This window comes from Burkholderia sp. Z1 (assembly GCF_014893795.1).
Lineage (GTDB): Bacteria > Pseudomonadota > Gammaproteobacteria > Burkholderiales > Burkholderiaceae > Burkholderia > Burkholderia theae.
In genome coordinates, this window is the sequence record NZ_JACFYL010000002.1 from 1,416,775 (window position 1) to 1,434,422 (window position 17,648).

A 17,648-nucleotide genomic window follows, 5' to 3' on the forward strand; every position below is an offset into this window, starting at 1 on the left:
ACATGGCACTGTCCCGCCGACAATTCCTCAGCGTCGCCGCCGCCGGCGCAGGCGCGATCCTCGTCGCGCCGCGGATCGTGTTCGCGAACGTCGAGACCGACCGGCGCTTCGTGTTCGTGATCCAGCGCGGCGCGGCCGACGGCCTGAACATCGTCGTCCCGTATGCGGAACCGGCGTATGCGTCGCTGCGCGGTGCACTCGCGATCGATACATCGGCTGCGACGCGGCTCGACGGCACGTTCGCGCTGCATCCGTCGCTCGCGCAGACCGCGCAGTTGTACCGCGACGGGCAGGCGCTGTTCGTCCACGCGATCGCGTCGCCGTATCGCGACAGGTCGCACTTCGACGGCCAGAACGTGCTCGAGACGGGCGGCCGCGCACCGTACCAGGTGAAGGACGGCTGGCTGAACCGGCTTGCCGCGCTGCTGCCGGCGACGCGCGAAAGCGCGATCGCGTTCGCGCCGACCGTGCCGCTCGCGTTGCGCGGCACCGTGCATGCCGCGTCGTATGCGCCGTCCGGTTTGCCGGCCGCGCCGGACGACCTGCTCGCGCGCGTGTCGGCGCTCTACGAGGCCGACACGCAGCTCGGCCCGCTGTGGCAGTCGGCGATGGACGCACGCGGCCTCGCCGGCGATGCGCACGCGCGGCAGGATCCGGCAGGCGTCGGCAAGCTCGCGGCGACCTTCCTCGCGCGCGACGACGGCCCGCGGATCGCGATGATCGAGACGGGCGGCTGGGACACGCACAGCGCGCAGAACGCGCGCCTCGCGAATCAGTTGAAAGCGCTCGACACGATGCTCGCCGCGCTGCGCGATGGCCTCGGGCCCGCGTGGCAGCACACCACGGTGCTGGTTGCGACCGAGTTCGGCCGCACGGCCGCGGCGAACGGCACGGGCGGCACCGATCACGGGCAGGCGTCGGTCGCGATGCTCGCGGGCGGCGCGGTCGCGGGCGGTCGCGTGATCGCCGACTGGCCGGGGCTGCGGCCCGGCGACCTGTACGAAGGGCGCGACCTGAAACCGACCGCGTCGCTCGATGCGCTGATCTCGGGGGCGGCCGCCGAAAGCCTGCGGCTCGATCCCCGCCGCACCGCGTCCGCACTGTTCGCGGAAAGCGGCGAGACGCGGCCGATGACCGGCCTGATCCGCGGGGTTGCGTAACGCGGTGCGTTGCCGCGTTCGTCTCCGCCGACCGATTACACAACAGGGAGAATCGAAGATGAAGTTCCGATCCGTTTCGCTTGCCGTACTGGTGAGCGTGAGTGCCGCGCTGATGTCCGCATGCGTGGTCGAACCCGTGCGGCCGCCGCAGCCGGCGCCCGTCGCCGAGGTGCCGCCGCCACCGCCGGCACCCGGTTATCGCTGGGCAAAGGGGCACTACCGCTGGGCCGGCAATCACTGGGCATGGGTGCCCGGGCATTGGGTGGCCGTGTACTGATCGGGCGTGACGTGCCGCGCGGCGCGGGTGCCGGGAAGCGGGGCGGTGTATTGAACCGCGATGCGCATTGGCCTAAGCTTCCGGATTCCGACGGCGGGCGTTCCTGTTCGTCCGTCACGGCGAGCCGATGCGCGGCCGCCGTTTTTTCTACGGCACTCACATGAAGGCATGGCTTGTTGCACTGGCCGTCGCGGCCGGCATGACCGGCGCGCAGGCCGCGTCGTTCGACTGCGCGAAGGCGTCCACGTTCGTGGAGCGCGAAATCTGCGGCAATCCGGCGTTGTCGCGTCTCGACGATGCGCTCAACGCGGATTACAAGCACGTCGTGGACGATTTCGCGAATTATCCGGTCGAGGATCCGCCCGAATATCACCAGTTCGTCGCGAGCCAGAAGGTGTGGCTGAAGGCGCGTAACCGCTGCACGACGACGCAGTGCCTGATCGACAGTTACCGCAAGCGCATCGACGCGTTGTGCGGCCAGATCGACGTGCCGGTGGAAAGCGATCGCGCGAAGTGCCGCAGCAACGGTGGTCTTGGCGGACTCGAACTCGTTCACTGAGCACCGGGACGAAACACGGGCCGGCGTCGACATCGACATCGGCGACACGCATTCGCGCGCAGCACGCGGAGCGTCTGCTACCTACCACCCGATCCGGTGCTTCTCCTCCGTCTCGCGATGGCGCCAGTCGTCGTCCGCGTGCAGGTACTGGCTCGTCGTCGTGAGCGATGCGTGGCCGAGGTTGTCGCGCACGAGCCGCAGGTCGACGCGGCCGTCGGCCATATGCGAGCCCGCACTGTGGCGCAGCCAGTGCGCGGACGCCTGTTCGAGCACGCGCGCCTGTGCGTCGCCGGCCGCGCCGTTCGCGCGCAGCCGGTCGGCCGCGTGCTGGAACACCTGCTTGACGATCCGGTGCAGCGCCGCACGCGTGAGCGGCTTGCGCGCCTGGCCGACCGGCAGCACGAGCGGCGTGGGCTCGCCGTCGGACGGCAGCGCGGGCAGGCCGTGCGCGCGCCGGTAGCGCGACAGCTCGGCCATCATCTCGTCGGTGGCCGGCACGAGCCGCTGCCGGCCGCCTTTGCCCGTCACGTCGAGCCACCAGCGATCGTGCCCGTTCGCGTCGCGCCGGCAGAAGAACTGGCCCATCGTCGTGTCGGCCGCTTCGGTGATGCGCAGCCCGCCGAGATACAGCAGCGTGAACAGCCAGCGCGCGCGATCGGCATGGAAGCACGCACGCGCGTCGTCGCGCGGCATCGCGGCGATCGCGTCCTTGACCGACTGCCACAGCGGTTGCCCGAGATGGCGCGTGACGCGCGGCGCGGGCCGACGTTGGCGCTGCCGCGACAACGCGAGCGGATTGCCGGCCAGATAGCCGGCCTGCACGAGCCACGAGAACATCACGTTGAGGATCACCAGCGCCTGCCGCTGGCTGGCCGCCGACAGCGGCCCGTAGAACGGCCGCCAGCGCGGATCGTCGCGCGGATGCTTGCGGCCGCCGTTCGCGCACCACAAGTCGGCCGGCGCGGGCGCGAGCAGGAACTGCCGGTAGACGACGAGATCCTCGTGCGTGAGCGACGACAGCGGCTTGCCGCATGCGATCACGGCCCACAGCAGCAGGCGCTCGGCTTCCTTGCGGTAGTTCTGGAACGTGGTCGGCGTATCGACGAAGCGCGCGAGCCATGCGCGCACGGCGTCGAGGTCGTTGGTCGCGGCGATCTGCGGATGCGCGCTGCTCGAGCGGTTGGTGCCCGCGCGTCCGTCGAGCGCGGCCGGCACGGTCAGCGTATCGATCGGCAGCGGGTGCAGCGCGGCGTCGGACGGAACGGGTGAGGTCATGCGGAGAGGGAGCGCGGTGCGTGCCGCGCGGGCGTGGTCAAGCGGACGAACGCAGCGCGACGAAGCGTATCGGGAAGCGCCGATGGTACACGATCGTCACGCGGTGAATGACGCTAGCCAGACCGGCAGCATGACCGCGCGACGCACGTATCGCACGGCGCGAACGCGTCACCCCAGCGACAGCACGCTGTTCAACAACGTCCGCACGAGCGTCGCCTGCCGCGTCACCCCCGTCTTCGAAAAAATCGCGCGCAAATGCGAGCGCGCGGTGTTCTTGCTGATCGCGAGTTCGTCGGCCGCTTCCTCGAGCGTCTGCCCGTTGACGAGCGCGAGCGCCAGCGCGGTTTCGGCCGGCGTGAGGTCGAACAGTTTGCGCACGATGTCGTGCGACGCCTGCGACTTGCGTTCGGCATCGCGGATGAATACCGCGCACGCCGGCCGGCGCGGATTGTCCTCCGACCATTCGCTCAACGGCACCGCGCGGATCAGCACGCCGAGCCGCGGCTTGCCGGACGGGCGCGGCACCGCGATCGCCTGCACGACCGACGGCACGCCGCCCGCGCGTTCCGCGAGCACCTGGCGGATCAGCTTCTGCAGCTTGCGATCCTCCAGCGGATACGACGCTTCGAGTGCGCCGCCGCGCACGCGCAGGCCGTCGCATTCGGCGAAGATCTCGTCCGCGACGGAATTGGTCTTCATGATCGCGCCGCGCTCGTCGAGAATCGCGGTGCCGACGAGCATGCGGTCGATCGTGCTCGCATACAGCGTGCGCTCGGATTCGACCATCCCGAACTTCGCGTGCAGCCGCACCGCGCGCTTCAGATGCGGCAGCAGCGCGTTGCAGGCGGCCTTGTCGGTCGCGGAGAACGCGGCGCCGCGATGCGAGCGGCACACGCGGAAACGGCATTCGACGCCGTCATGCGTGCGCAGGTCGGCGCCCATCAGATAACCGACGTCGAGCGGTTTCAGGAACTCGGCATACATCGCGCTGTTGCGCCAGACGCCGACGCCGAGCAGCTCGTCGACGGTGACGACGCGATCGGTCGGCAGGTTCACGAACGGATCGAGCGCGTAATAGTAGTTGTTGTACGACGCGACACCCGGCAGCGGCGCACTGTGGTCGGACGCGTTGATCATCAGCCCCGCATGGCCGCTGGCGGGCCAGCGCAGGATCATCGTCACGTAGTTCGCATGCAGGTGTGCGCGGATCTGCTCCAGCGCGCCGCCCCACGGCACGTCTTCCAGCGGACCCTCGTAGATTCTCGTGAGCAGCGCGTCGAATTGCTCGAGCGTCAGTTTCGATTGGGCAAGGTGCGGCGGAAGGGCCGCGGGCGCCGTGGTCATTCGGGTTGTCTCCTGTTGCGGCCGCCCGGTCGCAAGGCGCCCGGCGTGCACGTGCGGACCGCCGGCGGCGAGGCGCGCGGCTGAACCAGAACACGGTAACGTGTCGGCGTGCGCGCCACATCGCACGAATGAGGGGGGTGATTCGCTTCTGTAAGCTATTTGTGAACTTTCTCGACGCGCGGGCCGTCTAATCGGCCCTCTAACGCTCCCAGAGGAACATCAGATGATTCGCCAATCCAGAACGCTGCTCGGCGCCGCCGTCATTGCCGGCAGCACGCTCCTCGCCGGGTGCCAGACCGACGCGGCCGTCACGGCGCCGAACGCGGCCCGCCCGGCCGACGGCCGGCCGGTGACCAAGACCGTCTATGTCGCGCCGCAATCCGCGCGCTGCACGGGCGTCGCGCCGATGGAATGCCTGCAGGTGCGCAGCAGCCCGAGCGAGCCGTGGAGCCTGTGGTACGCGGGCATCGAAGGCTTCGCATACCAGCCCGGTTACCTGTACACGCTCGAAATCGACGAGTACCACGTCGCGCAGCCGCCGGCCGACGGCTCGTCGATCCGCTGGGTGCTCAAGCGCGTCGTCGAGCGCCGCCAGGCGAACTGACGGCCGCGCTCACACGGACGGCCGCGACGCCACCGCACGCGGCGGCGCGGCCGTATCGATCCGCCGGAACACGACGGACGACAGCAGCGTGACCACGCCCATGCACGCGAACGACAGCATGAACCCGTGTGCCATCGAGCCCCAATAGGCGGCGAACAGGTTGACGAGGCCGCCGCCGATCGACACGCCGAGCCCCATCGCCAGCATCTGCATCATCGTGAACAGGCTGTTGCCGCTGCCGGCGTCGGCATGCGACAGCCCCTTGAGCGTCACGCCGTTCATCGCCGCGAACTGCATCGAGTTCGCGGTGCCGAACACGATCAGCAGCACGATCTCCAGCACCGGCGCGGGCCGCGCCGACACCAGCGCGAACCCCGCGATCGCGCAACCGACGATCCCCGTATTCACGACGAGAAACGTCGCGTAGCCGAAGCGCTTCACGAGCGGCGCGATCCAGCGTTTCGCGATGACGCCCGCGATCGCGGCCGGCAGCATCATCAGCCCCGACTGCAGCGGCGTATAGCCGAGTTGCACCTGCATCAGCAGCGGCAGCATGAACGGCACCGAACTCGTGCCGATCCGGCACAGCAGGTTGCCGAGCAGCCCCGAACCGAAGTTCGGCTCGCGGAACAGGCCGAGCCGGAACAGCGGCTGCGCGCGTCGCCGCGCGTGCGGCAGGTACGCCAGCGCGCTCGCCAGCCCGAGCACCGCGAGCCCGGCCGCCCAGGCGGCGCGGTGCGCGGACATCGGCGGGTCGATCGCGAGCGACAGCGCGATCATCGCGACCGACAACAGCGCGCAGCCGACGAAGTCGAACGGCGGCGGCTGCTTGGCCTGGTCGTGCGGCAGGTAGCGCTGCACGGCGACGTAGCCGACCACGCCGACCGGCACGTTGACGATGAACACCCAATGCCATGAAATCGCCTGCGTGAGCCAGCCGCCGAGCGTCGGCCCGACGATCGGGCCGAGCTGGCCGGCGATCGACACGAACGCGATCGCCGCGACGTACTGTTCGCCCGGCACGCGGCGCAGCACGGCGAGCCGCCCGATCGGCAGCAGCATCGAGCCGCCGATGCCCTGCACGGCGCGCGCGACGATGAGCTGGCCGAGCGTATGCGACGCCGCGCAGCCGATCGACGCGATCACGAACACGAGGATCGCGACCGAGAACACGCGGCGCGTGCCGAACCGGTCGGCGAGCCAGCCGGACGCCGGCGTGAGCATCGCCATCATCAGCGTGTAGGCGACCACGACGGGCTGCATCGCGAGCGGCGACGCGTGCAGGCTTTGCGCGATCGAAGGCAGCGCGGTGTTGACGATCGTCGTGTCGAGCGACTGCATGAAGAACGCAGCGGCGACGATCCAGAGCAGCACGGAGTGAGTGGGTTCCCGGGACATGGCGAAATCGGTGGTGCGAAAGCCCGGCGCGGGTGGCGCCGCTGCGCGGTCGCGCGGCACCTGCCGGTCTTCAAGCGCTCGATGGTACCGATTCCGATGGTCATCGGGAAGCCGCCTGAAGACATTGACTGTCATCGTTTATGCCGATGACAATGCGGAATGCTCAATCCCGTCTGGCTCAAGACGTTCGCGACCGTCACGAACTGCCGCAGCTTCACCGAAGCGGGCCGGCAGCTCGGGCTCAACCAGTCGAGCGTCAGCGAACACATCCGTCGCCTCGAAGAGAGCGTCGGCCGGCGGCTGTTCGTGCGCGACACGCATTCGATCGCGATGACGGCCGACGGCGAGGCGCTGCTCGTGCATGCGAACGTGATCCTGCAGGCGCTGAACCGCGCGGAATCGCAGTTCCGCAAGCCGCGGCTGCAGGGGCGCGTGCGGCTCGGTGCGTCGGACGATCTCGCGCTCGTCGCGCTGCCGGACGTGCTCGCGGCGTTCCGCGCCGCGCACCCCGACGTCGCGCTGGAGATCACGACCGGCATGACGAGCCGGCTCTACGAACTGATGGACGCGGGCGCGCTCGACCTGATGGTCGGCAAGCGGCGGCTCGGCGAGCGGCGCGGCACGCCGCTGTTGCGCGCGCGGCTCGAATGGGTCGCGCGGCCCGGCACCGTCGTCGATCTGGAGCGGCCGCTGCCGCTCGTGCTGGTCGCCGAGCCGAGCGTCACGCGCGCGGTCGTGCTGAATGCGCTCGCGGAAAAGGGGATCGGCTGGGAAGTCGTGTGTTCGAGCAGCAGCCAGCCGGGCTGCATTGCGGCCGCGCGTGCCGGGCTGGGGCTCACCGCGACCTCGCAGTATCTGTCGGCGCGCGGCCTGGCGCCGCCCGTGAACGGCGACGGGCTGCCCGTGCTGCCCGACGTCGAATTCATCGCGCTGGCCGCGAAGCGGCTCAGCCAGCCGGCCGGCACGCTGCTCGAACTGCTGGAAACCAGCGACCTGCGCGCACCGGGCGCGGACGCGTAGCGCGCCTGCCGCACCTGCCACGCGTGATCCGCGCGCATCCGGTGCCCGCGCCGCGCATCGTCATGCCGACCGTTTCTGCGAAATCACCAGCAGCGCGCCATTCTTGTCCTCCAGCACCGCGCGGAATTCGTGCGGCCCGGCCTGCACGGGCACGCGCACCGATGCGCCGGCCTTCACGACCCGCGCCATCGCCGCATACAGATCGTCGTCCTCGTCGACCCGCAGCGTGAGCGCCGCGCGCTCGACGATCTGCTCGTCGCCGGCCACCAGCGCGATCGTCAGCGGGCCGCCGTCGAGCGCGCAATAGCGGTCGCCGTCGCGGAACTTCACGCTCAGGCCCAGCCCGTCGACGAACAGCGGCAACGCCGTGTCGATGTCGTCGACCGGATACAGCAGCATCGATACCTTCATCCCGGATCTCCCTTGTCTTGATGTGGGCGGCGTGCAATGCGCCGCCGCTCGATGCTAGCGCGCCGTTCGCGCGCTCACGCAGTCCGATCGGATGACCGTGAAACCCCTCTGTCCCCGCAGGCATGCCGTTACTCCAAACAGACGATGCCCGCGCCCGCCCGCGCGCCGACACTCCCATTCGTGGACCGTCGCTATTGGTCCGTATCGTGCGGGCGGGCCGCACGACCCCGACTCGTCCAACAAACATGGAGACGCACGCAATGAAGTTTTCCCTCATCTACGAAGCCCAGACCACCGACGCATCGCGCGAGGGCGACCACCGGGTGTTCAAGGAGACGGTCGAACAGGCGCTGCTCGCCGAGCAGGTCGGCTTCGACACGATCTGGTGCGTGGAGCACACGTCGCTGACCAACTATGCGCACATGAGCGCGCCGGAAACCTTCCTTGCGTACCTGGCCGGCCGCACGACGCGCATCGGCCTCGGCCACGGCGTCGTGTGCCTGCCGCCGGCGATGAATCACCCGATCAAGGTCGCCGAGCGCGTCGCGCTGCTCGACATCCTGTCGGGCGGCCGCGTGCATTTCGGTGTCGGCAAGGGCGGCAGCCAGCAGGAAGCGGGCGCGTTCGGTTACGACCTCAACGAACTGCAGCCGATGATCGACGAGTCGATGTACCTGGTGCCGAAGATGTTCGTGCAGGACGAGATCGAGCACGACGGCAAGTACATCAAGATCCCGAAGCGCCCGATCCACCCGAAGCCGTTCCAGGATCCGCACCCGCCGATGTACCTCGCGTGCACGAACACCGATGCGCTGCTGCGTGCCGGCCAGCGCGGGATGGGCGCGCTGGTGCTCGGTTTCGGCGGCCCGGACGAAGTCGCGAAGAAAAACGCGGTGTACCGCGAAGCGTGGGCGAACCGCAAGCCGGAAGACCAGGTCGGTTTCCGCCCGACCCAGCACCTCGCGGCGCTGTGCCCGACGGTCGTGATGGCCGACGGCCAGGCGGCCCGCAAGATCGGCATCCGCGGCCAGCGTTATTTCATGGAATCGCTCGCGTACTGGTACACGGGCGGCGAGCGTCCGGACCCGGCGAAGTGGGGCGACGACCTCGTGCAGGCCGACACCGGCGAGATGGTGATCCGCTCGCGCTTCGCGTCGGAGGAAGTCGTCGTGAACTTCGCCGACCCGGCGCTCGCGATGATGAACCCGAACCACGCGTACGGCACGGTGGACGACTGCATCGGCTACGTCGGCCGCCTGCAGGAAGCGGGTGTCGACGAAGTGCTGTTCCTGTGCCAGATGGGCACGGTGCCGCATGAAGCGCAGCTGGAGACGATCCGCAACATCGGCGAGCACGTGATCCCGTTCTTCAACAAGGAAAAGGAACGGGCCTGCGCGTAAGGCCGGCCGCGCCGCGCCGCGCCCGTCGTCCCTTCGGACGATGCGGCGCGGGCGCGCGACGCCGACCATCGGCGGCAGGACCCATCGCTCGCGGCGCGGGCCGCGACGAACAACTTTGAGAGAGACCGGAGCAGGCGCCGCGGCGCGCGCTCCGTTCCACAGGAGACATTCGTGCATCGCGACAACGATACGAACGCACTGGCCGCCACGCTGATCGCCCGGGCCGAGGCGCTTGCGCCGACGCTGGCCGGCCGTGCCGCGCAGGCGGAAGCGCAGGGCCGCATCCCGGCCGAGACGATCGCCGACATGCAGGCCGCCGGCTTCTTCAAGGTGCTGCAGCCGAAGCGCTACGGCGGCTACGAGCTCGATCCGCAGACCTTCTTCGACATCCAGATGGCGCTCGCGCGCGGCTGCATGTCGACCGCGTGGGTGTACGGCGTCGTCGGCGTGCACAACTGGCAGCTCGCGCTGTTCGACGAGCGTGCGCAGCAGGATGTGTGGGGCAACGACCCGGCAACGCTGATCGCGTCGACCTACATGCCGGTCGGCCGCGTGACGCCGGTTGACGACGGTTTCCGCCTGTCGGGCCACTGGAAGTTCTCGAGCGGCAGCGAACTGTGCGAATGGGTGTTCCTCGGCGCGCTGGTGCCGCCGGCTGAAGCCGGCCAGCCGCCCGAATACCGGACCTTCCTGCTGCCGAAATCCGACTACCGGATCCAGCAGGACTGGGACGTGCTCGGCCTGCGCGCGACCGGCAGCCACGACATCGTCGTCGACGACGTGTTCGTGCCCGCGTATCGCACGCACAAGGCGATCGACGGGATGATGGGCACGAGCCCCGGCCTCGCGGTGAACGATGCGCCGCTGTTCAAGCTGCCGTTCGCGCAGATCTTCGTGCGCGCGGTGTGCACGTCGTGCATCGGCGCGCTGCAGGGCGCGCTCGACGATTTCACCGGCTATGCGGCGACGCGGGTGTCCGCGAACAGCGGCGCAAAGACGACCGACGATCCGGGCGCGCAGAACGCGTGCGCGAACGCGGCCGTCGCGATCGACGAGATGAAGGTGCTGCTCAAACGCAATTTCGCCGAACTGATGGCATCCGTTACCGGCGGCCCGGCCGTGTCGATCGAGCGCCGCGTGCATTTCCGCTACCAGTCCGCGCAGGTCGCCGAGCGCTGCGCGCAGGCCGCGAACGCGCTGCTGCGCTACGCGGGCGGCAACGGCATCTATCACCGCAATCCGCTGGTGCGCCGCTTCCTCGACCTGCACGCGGCCCGCGCACACTACGCGAACAACGTGGACCGCTTCGGCCAGAACCTCGGCGCCGTGATGCTCGGCCGCGAGAACACCGACTTCTTCATCTGACGAGGCCGAGATGAGCGACCCGCAAGCACAGCAATACGTGTTCGACGTGGTGGTCGTCGGTTCGGGCGCGGGCGCGCTGCTCGCCGCGTGCCGCGCGGCCGACCGCGGCCTGTCCGTCGTCGTGATCGAGAAGACGGCGCTGTACGGCGGCACGTCGGCCGTATCGGGCGGCGGCATCTGGGTGCCGTGCAACCACCATATCGCGGCGCTCGGCGTGACCGATACGCGCGAGGCCGCGCGCCGCTACATCGAAGCGTGCGTGGCTGGCGCGTCGACGCCCGACAAGCTCGACGCGTATCTCGACCAGGCGCCGCAGATGCTGCGCTACCTGGAATCGCAGACGCCGGTGCGCTACCAGTCGTTGCCGAAGTACGCGGACTATTTCCAGAAGGTGCCGGGTGCGATGCCGGGTTATCGCGCGCTCGATCCGCTGCCGTTCGACGGCGGGCTGCTCGGCGACGAGTTCGACCGGCTGCGGCCGCCGTCACCCGGCACGCTGATCGGCGGGCGTGTCGCGGTGACGTCGAAGGAAGCGCATACGCTGTTCTCGCGCGGGCCCGGCTTCATGAAGCTCGCGATCGCTCAGTTCGGCCGCTACTGGCTCGACCTCGGGATGCGCCGCCGCACGCGGCGCGACCGGCGCCTGACGCTCGGCAACGCACTGATCGGCGGCCTGCGCCGCGCGCTGCTCGATCGCAACGTGCCCGTGTGGCTCGACACGCCGATGCGCGACCTGCTCGACGTGGACGGCCGCGTGACGGGCGTGCGCGCGCAGCGCTTCGGGCAACCGGTGACGATCGCCGCGCGGCGCGGCGTGATCCTCGGTGCCGGTGGCTTCGAGCGCAACCAGCCGATGCGCGAGCGCTACCTGCCGCAACCGACGCAGGCGCAGTGGAGCGCGACGCCGCCGTCGAACACCGGCGACGCGATCGCCGAAGGCCACCGGCTCGGCGGTGCGCTGGCGCTGATGGAACACGTGTGGGGCGCGCCGACTGTCGGTGTTGCCGGCGAGGAGAAGCAGCGCGCGCTGTTCGTCGAACGCAACCTGCCGGGCTGCGTGATCGTCAACCGTCTCGGCAAGCGCTTCGTCAACGAGGCCGCGCCGTATTCCGAATTCGTGCCGGCGATGTATCGCGACCATGCGCGCACCGGCGTGAGCGTGCCAGCGTGGATGGTGTTCGACGCGCGTTTTCGCCGCAAGTATCCGTGCGGGCCGATCATGCCCGCGTCGATGATGCCCGACTCGCGGATTCCCGCAGCGTTTCGCGACGTGCTCGTGAAGGCCGACACGATCGACGCGCTTGCCGCGCGAATCGGCGTCGACGCGGCCGGCCTGCACGACACGCTGCGCGACATGGCGCGCTACGCGGTCACCGGCATCGACGAAGCGTTCGGCAAAGGCGACAACGCGTTCGACACGTACTACGGCGATCCGCAGAACACGCCGAACCCGTGCCTCGGGCCGGTCGACCAGGCGCCGTTCTACGCGGTGCGGATCGACGCGGGCGACATCGGCACGAAGGGCGGGCTCGTCACCGACGCGCTGGCCCGCGTGCTGCGCGCCGACGGCGCGCCGATCGACGGCCTCTATGCAATCGGCAACACCAGCGCATCGATGATGGGCACGAGCTACCCCGGCGCGGGCTCGACGCTCGGCCCGGCGATGACCTTCGGTTTCATCGCCGCCGACCACCTGGCCGCACAGGCGGCCGACGCCGGCGGCCGGCCAGCCCGGCCATCCACGACTGAACTTGACGGAGTCCGACCATGAGCGATCTCACCACCCACCCGCTGCGCACCGACATGCTGCTCGCGATGCGCCGCCTCGCGCGCTCCGTCACGGTCATCAGCAGCGCGCACGACGGCCGGCGCTACTCGATGTCCGCGACGGCGGTCGATTCGCTGTCGACCGATCCGCCGTCGCTGCTGATCTGCATCAACCGCACCGCGTCGCTGTATCCGCCGCTCGATGCGGGCGCGCCGTTCTGCGTGAACGTGCTGTCGGCGCGCCACGAAGGCATTGCGATCGACTGCAGCGGCCGCCTGAAGGGCGAAGCGCGCTTCACGACCGGCGACTGGCATACGTCTCGGGACGGCGTTCCGTACCTGCGCGATTCGCAGGCGAGCTTCGTGTGCGAGCAGGACGGCCGCTTCGAATACGGCACGCATACAGTGTTCATCGGGCGCATCCGCGAGGTGCTGATGAGCGGCGACGTCGATCCGCTCGTCTATCTCGACGGCGCCTACACGACACCCGGCGCACCCGCGAACCGCGTGGCCGCGTGACGGCCGCACGGGTTTTCCAGCATCCGCAAGAGACGAACCATGACACGCAGACTGAACGGCATCACCGCGAACGTTGACGAGGCCCGGCGCGATGCCGGCGCATCGGCCGCGCGCGAGATCGTGCGCATGCTCGGCGGTGCGGCAGCGCAGGTGCTGAACGCGTTCGCGTGCGTCGCACCGGCGCTTGCGTCGAACGCGGCGCTGGTCGTTGCCGGTCGCGAAGCCGGCCACGGCGAACGTGCCCGCCATCCCGCCGGCACAGCGTGAGGAGCCGGCGATGAGCGATTCGCGCTTCCACCGGCTGACCGTTGCCGAAGTGATTTCCGAAAGCGACGACGCGTGTTCGTTCGTGTTCGACGTCCCGGCCGCTTTGCGCGATGCATTTGCGTACCGGCCCGGGCAGTTCCTGACGCTGAACGTGCCGTGCGCGGACGCGACCGTTGCGCGCTGCTATTCGCTGTCGAGCGCGCCCGGCATCGACGCCGCGCCGAAGATCACCGTCAAGCGCGTGCGCGACGGCCGCGCGTCGAACTGGCTGTGCGACCGCGTGCAGGCGGGCGACACGCTCGACGTGCTGCCGCCGGCCGGCGTGTTCACGCCGCGCACGCTCGACGGCGACCTGCTGCTGTTCGCGGGCGGCAGCGGCATCACGCCCGTGCTGTCGATCCTCAAATCGGCGCTCGTGCACGGGCGCGGGATGCTGACGCTGATCTATGCGAACCGCGACGAGCGCTCGGTGATTTTCCGCGATGAGCTGCAGCAGCTCGCGCAGCGCCATCCGGGCCGCGTGCGCGTGATCCACTGGCTCGACAGCGTGCAGGGCATCCCGCAGCAGCGCCATCTCGAGGAGCTCGCGCGGCCGTTCAGCCAGCAGGAGACGTTCATCTGCGGGCCCGCGCTGTTCATGGAGAACGCGCTGGCCGCGATGCTCGGCCTCGGACTGCCGCGTGCGCGCGTGCATGTCGAGCGGTTCGCGTCGCTGCCCGATGCGCCGGCGCAGGCCGATACCGCGGCGTCGGCCGCGGCAACGGCGGCGTCCGGCGACGGCGCGGCGATCGAGACGGTGCTCGACGGCGACGCATTCGCGTTCGACAGCGCGCCCGGCGAAACGCTGCTCGACGCGATGTTGCGCGCAGGCGTGCCGGCGCCGAATTCCTGCCGGATGGGGCAATGCGGCGCGTGCATGTGCCGGATCGAGCGCGGCGAGGTCGCGCTCGACAGCAACCACGTGCTCGATGAAGACGAGATCGCGGCCGGCTGGACGCTCGCCTGTTGCGCGCGGCCCGCGAGCGATGCGCTGCGCGTGGTGTTTCCCGATTGAGTCGTGCCGCGCCGGCGGCGCGCACGGCAACCCTGATGCCTATGACGATGGACAATGAAATCCTGACCACGCCCGCGTTGATCGCGCGGGCTGCCGCGCGCCACGGCGCGCATCCGGCGATCGAGTCGGAGCATGGCCGACTGACCTACGCGGAACTCGACGCGGCGCGCCTCGACGCAGCGCGCGCGCTGCTGGCAAGCGGTATCGAAGCCGGCGATCGCATCGCGGTCTGGGCGCCGAACCTGCCGCAATGGATCGTCGCGGCACTCGCGATCCACACCGTCGGCGCGATCCTCGTGCCGGTCAATACGCGGATGAAGGGGATGGAGGTCGGCGGCATCCTACACGACGGCGGTGCAAGGCTGCTGTTCTGCTGCGGCACCTTCCTCGGCGAATCCTATCCGGAGATGCTCGCGCCGCACCGGCCCGCGACGCTCGAGCGTGTCGTCGTGTTCGACGGCGATGCGCCGCGAGGCGCGCGCGACGAGACCTGGAACGCGTTCCTCGCGCGCGGCGCGGCGGTACTGCTTTCCGCGGTGCGCGAACGCGAGGCGCGGGTGACGCCCGACACCGTGATGGACCTGATGTTCACGTCCGGCACGACGGGCCGCCCGAAGGGCGTGATGACCGCGCACGGCCAGAACCTGCGCGCCGCGCAGGCGTGGGCGGCGATCGCAGGCGTGCGCCACGACGATCGTTACCTGATCGTCAATCCGTTCTTCCACACGTTCGGCTACAAGGCCGGCTGGCTCGCCGCGCTGTCGAGCGGCGCGACCGTGCTGCCGCATCTCGTGTTCCAGCCGGCCGACGTGCTGCGGCGCGTCGCCGACGACCGCGTGTCGGTGCTGCCTGGCCCGCCGACGTTGTACTACGCGCTGCTCGATGCGCCCGATCGCGCGACGCGCGACCTGTCGTCGCTGCGGATCGCGGTGACGGGCGCGGCGGCGATCGCACCGAGCCTGATCGAGCGGATGCGTGCGGAGCTCGGCTTCGAAACGGTGCTGACCGGCTACGGGCTGACCGAATCGTGCGGCTTTGCGACGCTGTGCCGTCACGGCGACGATGCGGAGACCGTTGCCTATACGTCGGGCCGGCCGATGCCGGATGTCGAGTTGCGTATTGCGGGGCCGGGAGGTGCGGCACTCGGGTCGGACGAGACCGGCGAGATCTGGGTGCGCGGCTACAACGTGATGCGCGGCTATTTCAACCAGCCGGACGCGACGCGCGAGACCGTCGATGCGGAAGGCTGGCTGCATACCGGCGATCTCGGCTGCGTCGATGCGAACGGCAACCTGAAGATCACCGATCGCATCAAGGACATGTTCATCGTCGGCGGCTTCAACTGCTATCCGGCGGAGATCGAGCGGCTGCTCGCCGCGCATCCGGCGATCGCGCAGGTCGCGCTGGTCGGCGTGCCCGATACGCGGCTGGGCGAGGTCGGGCACGCGTATGTCGTGCTGCGTCCGGGCGCGCATACCGACGCCGACGAACTGAACGACTGGGCGCGCCGCAACATGGCGAACTACAAGGTGCCGCGGTTTTTCACGTTCGTCGAGCAACTGCCGACGAGCGCGGCGGGCAAGGTGCTGAAGTATCGGTTGCGCGCGGCGACCGAAGCGGCGGCCTGATCGGCGCTGCCACATACGAACGGGATGAACGCATGAACGACAACGGGTTTCCGCAGGGCGCGGTGCTGGTGTTCGGCGGCAGCGGCGGGATCGGGCAGGGCGTCGCGCTCGAGTTCGCGCGCGTCGGTGTGCCGGTCGCGGTGGGCTACCGCAGCAAGGCCGACGTGGCCGAACGCGTCGCGCGCGACATTCGCGGCGAAGGTGTGGCGGCCACCACGCACTGCGTGGACGTGACCGATCCGGCGCAGGTCGACGCCGCGCTCGCGGCCGCGATCGGCGCGCACGGCCGTGTGCATACGGTCGTCTGGGCGGCCGGGCCGTTCGTGAACCAGCGCCATATCGGCGACATGACGCACGACGACTGGCGGCGCGCGATCGAGGTCGAGACGATCGGTTTCTTCGTGGCGGCGAAAGCCGCACTGCCGCATTTCCGCGCATCGGGCGGCGGATCGTTCGTGACGCTCGGTTCGGCCGGCCATCTGCGCTGGCCCGATCGCGACGGGTTGTCGGTCGCGCCGAAGGCGGCGAACGAGGCGCTGGTGAAGGGGCTCGCGCGTGAGGAGGGCAGGTACAACATTCGCGCGAATTCGATCCTGGTCGGCGTGATCGAAGCGGGGATGTTTCCGGTGCTGCTCGAACAGGGGCAGTTCGACCAGGCGTGGATCGACGAGACGCAGAAGATGCTCGCGCTCAAGCGCTGGGGGAAGGCGCATGATGTGGGGCGGGCGGCGGTGTTTCTGGCTTCGGACAGGGCGGATTATGTTACGGGGCAGCAGTTGAATGTTTCTGGTGGGTATGGGTTGTAGCAGGTGTGAAAAAGCCCGCTCGAATGAGCGGGCTGCACAATCGCTTGAGGCGCGTCAGTTGTCTTGGGCAGTGACATCACCCGTTTGTGCGATCTTTGTCAGTATCCGCTTCTGGTACGCGTACCACGATGTCAAGCAATCCTTGTCGCGACAATTTTTCTCACGGAAATTCCACTGCTTGCGTGTTCGTTCAGCAAATGCGTTTTTGTCAGTGACAGCATCTTTCGCTTGTTGGTAGGTCGTGGCGAGATCCCGGTCAGCGGCCGCAAGATCCGCATCGTGACAGATCAGAAATTCAGGAATGGACTTGGCTTTAGCGCAGTCGAAGCTCGTTTGTTGTAGCGGGGAAGCCATCGCATCGCTTGCGGGCTGGTTGGCAATCGGTTGGGCGGCAGGCAGATTTGATTGTGTTGATGGTGCGGTGGTTGCCGATTGCGGCGCTTGATTCATCGTTGCCGTGTGTTGACCATAGGGGGTCAGTTGCCCTGCCATCGCGTCTTCGACCATCGCGCCGATCAGCGAGTTAGGCACAACCCGGACGGTTTCGGTTTTTAGAATCGAGTCGCCAGCCATGGTTTGCGACTTGGCAAAATTGCATGGAGCCGAGCAAGTAATGCGATTCGAAATATTCGGATTGTCCTCGTCAACCAAGAGCAGAATATAGTTGCCATCCCTGAGGCCAACGTAGCGCATCATGACAAGCGCCTTCGTGGCTTTTCCTGCTCTCACGTCGTCTTCACTGAGCGCTGGCTCGTAACCATACGTGCCATCCTGGCTCATTGCGTAATTGTGTG

At 68.9% G+C, this 17,648-nt stretch carries 18 protein-coding genes; 13 read left to right on the top strand and 5 right to left on the bottom strand.

Translation table 11 applies throughout. The features are described from left to right. Positions 1-2 precede the first annotated feature (2 nt). The 3 genes from H3H55_RS23365 to H3H55_RS23375 all read left to right on the top strand — a co-directional run bounded on the left by H3H55_RS23365 (position 3) and on the right by H3H55_RS23375 (position 1,996). A complete protein-coding gene (locus tag H3H55_RS23365) occupies positions 3-1,160 on the top strand; it encodes a DUF1501 domain-containing protein (RefSeq protein WP_413463970.1) in 1,158 nt (385 codons plus the stop codon). Between the two features lie 58 nt (positions 1,161-1,218). After that, the gene (locus H3H55_RS23370) at positions 1,219-1,437 is read left to right on the top strand and encodes a YXWGXW repeat-containing protein (protein ID WP_129515042.1); all 219 of its coding nucleotides are present in this window, start codon (positions 1,219-1,221) and stop codon (positions 1,435-1,437) included. Between the two features lie 160 nt (positions 1,438-1,597). Further along, entirely contained in the window at positions 1,598-1,996 is a 399-nt protein-coding gene (locus tag H3H55_RS23375) for a lysozyme inhibitor LprI family protein (protein WP_193100402.1), read from the top strand. Positions 1,997-2,077: 81 nt separating this feature from the next. Here the strand turns inward: H3H55_RS23375 and H3H55_RS23380 are convergent, their stop codons facing one another. Further along, complete coding sequence (locus H3H55_RS23380) at positions 2,078-3,271, bottom strand: tyrosine-type recombinase/integrase (protein ID WP_193100403.1); 1,194 nt, start codon at positions 3,269-3,271, stop codon at positions 2,078-2,080. A 168-nt stretch (positions 3,272-3,439) separates the two neighbouring features. Further along, positions 3,440-4,615 (bottom strand): helix-turn-helix transcriptional regulator, encoded by a 1,176-nt coding sequence (locus H3H55_RS23385; RefSeq protein WP_193100404.1) that lies wholly within the window; start codon positions 4,613-4,615, stop codon positions 3,440-3,442. A 223-nt stretch (positions 4,616-4,838) separates the two neighbouring features. On the opposite strand from H3H55_RS23385, the gene H3H55_RS23390 reads away from it, so the two are divergent. Next, entirely contained in the window at positions 4,839-5,219 is a 381-nt protein-coding gene (locus tag H3H55_RS23390; RefSeq protein WP_129515038.1) for a DUF4377 domain-containing protein, read from the top strand. A gap of 9 nt (positions 5,220-5,228) precedes the next feature. Here H3H55_RS23390 and H3H55_RS23395 read toward each other — a convergent pair whose 3' ends face one another. Further along, positions 5,229-6,617 (bottom strand): DHA2 family efflux MFS transporter permease subunit, encoded by a 1,389-nt coding sequence (locus H3H55_RS23395; RefSeq protein WP_193100405.1) that lies wholly within the window; start codon positions 6,615-6,617, stop codon positions 5,229-5,231. Positions 6,618-6,776: 159 nt separating this feature from the next. Here H3H55_RS23395 and H3H55_RS23400 point away from each other — a divergent pair, with 159 nt between their 5' ends. After that, entirely contained in the window at positions 6,777-7,637 is an 861-nt protein-coding gene (locus H3H55_RS23400) for a LysR family transcriptional regulator (protein WP_129515037.1), read from the top strand. A gap of 60 nt (positions 7,638-7,697) precedes the next feature. Here the strand turns inward: H3H55_RS23400 and H3H55_RS23405 are convergent, their stop codons facing one another. Next, positions 7,698-8,048 carry a VOC family protein gene (locus H3H55_RS23405; protein ID WP_129515036.1) on the bottom strand — a complete coding sequence of 117 codons (351 nt, stop codon included), beginning with the start codon at positions 8,046-8,048 and terminating at the stop codon, positions 7,698-7,700. Between the two features lie 260 nt (positions 8,049-8,308). On the opposite strand from H3H55_RS23405, the gene H3H55_RS23410 reads away from it, so the two are divergent. The 8 genes from H3H55_RS23410 to H3H55_RS23445 all read left to right on the top strand — a co-directional run bounded on the left by H3H55_RS23410 (position 8,309) and on the right by H3H55_RS23445 (position 16,854). Next, positions 8,309-9,448 carry an LLM class flavin-dependent oxidoreductase gene (locus tag H3H55_RS23410; RefSeq protein WP_129515035.1) on the top strand — a complete coding sequence of 380 codons (1,140 nt, stop codon included), beginning with the start codon at positions 8,309-8,311 and terminating at the stop codon, positions 9,446-9,448. A gap of 171 nt (positions 9,449-9,619) precedes the next feature. Further along, positions 9,620-10,813: an acyl-CoA dehydrogenase family protein gene (locus H3H55_RS23415; RefSeq protein WP_193100406.1), complete on the top strand. Its 1,194-nt coding sequence runs from the start codon at positions 9,620-9,622 to the stop codon at positions 10,811-10,813. Positions 10,814-10,823: 10 nt separating this feature from the next. Then, positions 10,824-12,584, top strand: a complete 1,761-nt coding sequence (locus H3H55_RS23420; RefSeq protein WP_193100407.1) for an FAD-dependent oxidoreductase — start codon at positions 10,824-10,826, stop codon at positions 12,582-12,584. Next, complete coding sequence (locus H3H55_RS23425) at positions 12,581-13,099, top strand: flavin reductase family protein (RefSeq protein WP_129515032.1); 519 nt, start codon at positions 12,581-12,583, stop codon at positions 13,097-13,099. Before H3H55_RS23420 ends, H3H55_RS23425 begins: the two co-directional genes overlap by 4 nt. A 39-nt stretch (positions 13,100-13,138) precedes the next feature. Continuing rightward, a complete protein-coding gene (locus H3H55_RS23430) occupies positions 13,139-13,366 on the top strand; it encodes a hypothetical protein (RefSeq protein ID WP_193100408.1) in 228 nt (75 codons plus the stop codon). A 10-nt stretch (positions 13,367-13,376) separates the two neighbouring features. Then, positions 13,377-14,420: a ferredoxin--NADP reductase gene (locus H3H55_RS23435; protein ID WP_129515030.1), complete on the top strand. Its 1,044-nt coding sequence runs from the start codon at positions 13,377-13,379 to the stop codon at positions 14,418-14,420. A gap of 41 nt (positions 14,421-14,461) precedes the next feature. Continuing rightward, positions 14,462-16,048: a FadD3 family acyl-CoA ligase gene (locus H3H55_RS23440; RefSeq protein ID WP_319022343.1), complete on the top strand. Its 1,587-nt coding sequence runs from the start codon at positions 14,462-14,464 to the stop codon at positions 16,046-16,048. A gap of 32 nt (positions 16,049-16,080) precedes the next feature. Continuing rightward, the gene (locus tag H3H55_RS23445; RefSeq protein WP_193100409.1) at positions 16,081-16,854 is read left to right on the top strand and encodes an SDR family NAD(P)-dependent oxidoreductase; all 774 of its coding nucleotides are present in this window, start codon (positions 16,081-16,083) and stop codon (positions 16,852-16,854) included. A gap of 54 nt (positions 16,855-16,908) precedes the next feature. Here H3H55_RS23445 and H3H55_RS23450 read toward each other — a convergent pair whose 3' ends face one another. Then, positions 16,909-17,634 (bottom strand): hypothetical protein, encoded by a 726-nt coding sequence (locus tag H3H55_RS23450; protein ID WP_193100410.1) that lies wholly within the window; start codon positions 17,632-17,634, stop codon positions 16,909-16,911. Between the last annotated feature and the right edge of the window lie 14 nt (positions 17,635-17,648).

Excerpts from the sequence above, each read along its gene's own strand:
- H3H55_RS23365 (WP_413463970.1), top strand. The coding sequence starts at position 3 with ATGGCACTGTCCCGCCGACAATTCCTCAGCGTCGCCGCCGCCGGCGCA.
- H3H55_RS23370 (WP_129515042.1), top strand. The coding sequence starts at position 1,219 with ATGAAGTTCCGATCCGTTTCGCTTGCCGTACTGGTGAGCGTGAGTGCC.
- H3H55_RS23375 (WP_193100402.1), top strand. The coding sequence starts at position 1,598 with ATGAAGGCATGGCTTGTTGCACTGGCCGTCGCGGCCGGCATGACCGGC.
- H3H55_RS23380 (WP_193100403.1), bottom strand. The coding sequence starts at position 3,271 with ATGACCTCACCCGTTCCGTCCGACGCCGCGCTGCACCCGCTGCCGATC.
- H3H55_RS23385 (WP_193100404.1), bottom strand. The coding sequence starts at position 4,615 with ATGACCACGGCGCCCGCGGCCCTTCCGCCGCACCTTGCCCAATCGAAA.
- H3H55_RS23390 (WP_129515038.1), top strand. The coding sequence starts at position 4,839 with ATGATTCGCCAATCCAGAACGCTGCTCGGCGCCGCCGTCATTGCCGGC.
- H3H55_RS23395 (WP_193100405.1), bottom strand. The coding sequence starts at position 6,617 with ATGTCCCGGGAACCCACTCACTCCGTGCTGCTCTGGATCGTCGCCGCT.
- H3H55_RS23400 (WP_129515037.1), top strand. The coding sequence starts at position 6,777 with ATGCTCAATCCCGTCTGGCTCAAGACGTTCGCGACCGTCACGAACTGC.
- H3H55_RS23405 (WP_129515036.1), bottom strand. The coding sequence starts at position 8,048 with ATGAAGGTATCGATGCTGCTGTATCCGGTCGACGACATCGACACGGCG.
- H3H55_RS23410 (WP_129515035.1), top strand. The coding sequence starts at position 8,309 with ATGAAGTTTTCCCTCATCTACGAAGCCCAGACCACCGACGCATCGCGC.
- H3H55_RS23420 (WP_193100407.1), top strand. The coding sequence starts at position 10,824 with ATGAGCGACCCGCAAGCACAGCAATACGTGTTCGACGTGGTGGTCGTC.
- H3H55_RS23425 (WP_129515032.1), top strand. The coding sequence starts at position 12,581 with ATGAGCGATCTCACCACCCACCCGCTGCGCACCGACATGCTGCTCGCG.
- H3H55_RS23430 (WP_193100408.1), top strand. The coding sequence starts at position 13,139 with ATGACACGCAGACTGAACGGCATCACCGCGAACGTTGACGAGGCCCGG.
- H3H55_RS23435 (WP_129515030.1), top strand. The coding sequence starts at position 13,377 with ATGAGCGATTCGCGCTTCCACCGGCTGACCGTTGCCGAAGTGATTTCC.
- H3H55_RS23440 (WP_319022343.1), top strand. The coding sequence starts at position 14,462 with ATGACGATGGACAATGAAATCCTGACCACGCCCGCGTTGATCGCGCGG.
- H3H55_RS23445 (WP_193100409.1), top strand. The coding sequence starts at position 16,081 with ATGAACGACAACGGGTTTCCGCAGGGCGCGGTGCTGGTGTTCGGCGGC.
- H3H55_RS23450 (WP_193100410.1), bottom strand. The coding sequence starts at position 17,634 with ATGAGCCAGGATGGCACGTATGGTTACGAGCCAGCGCTCAGTGAAGAC.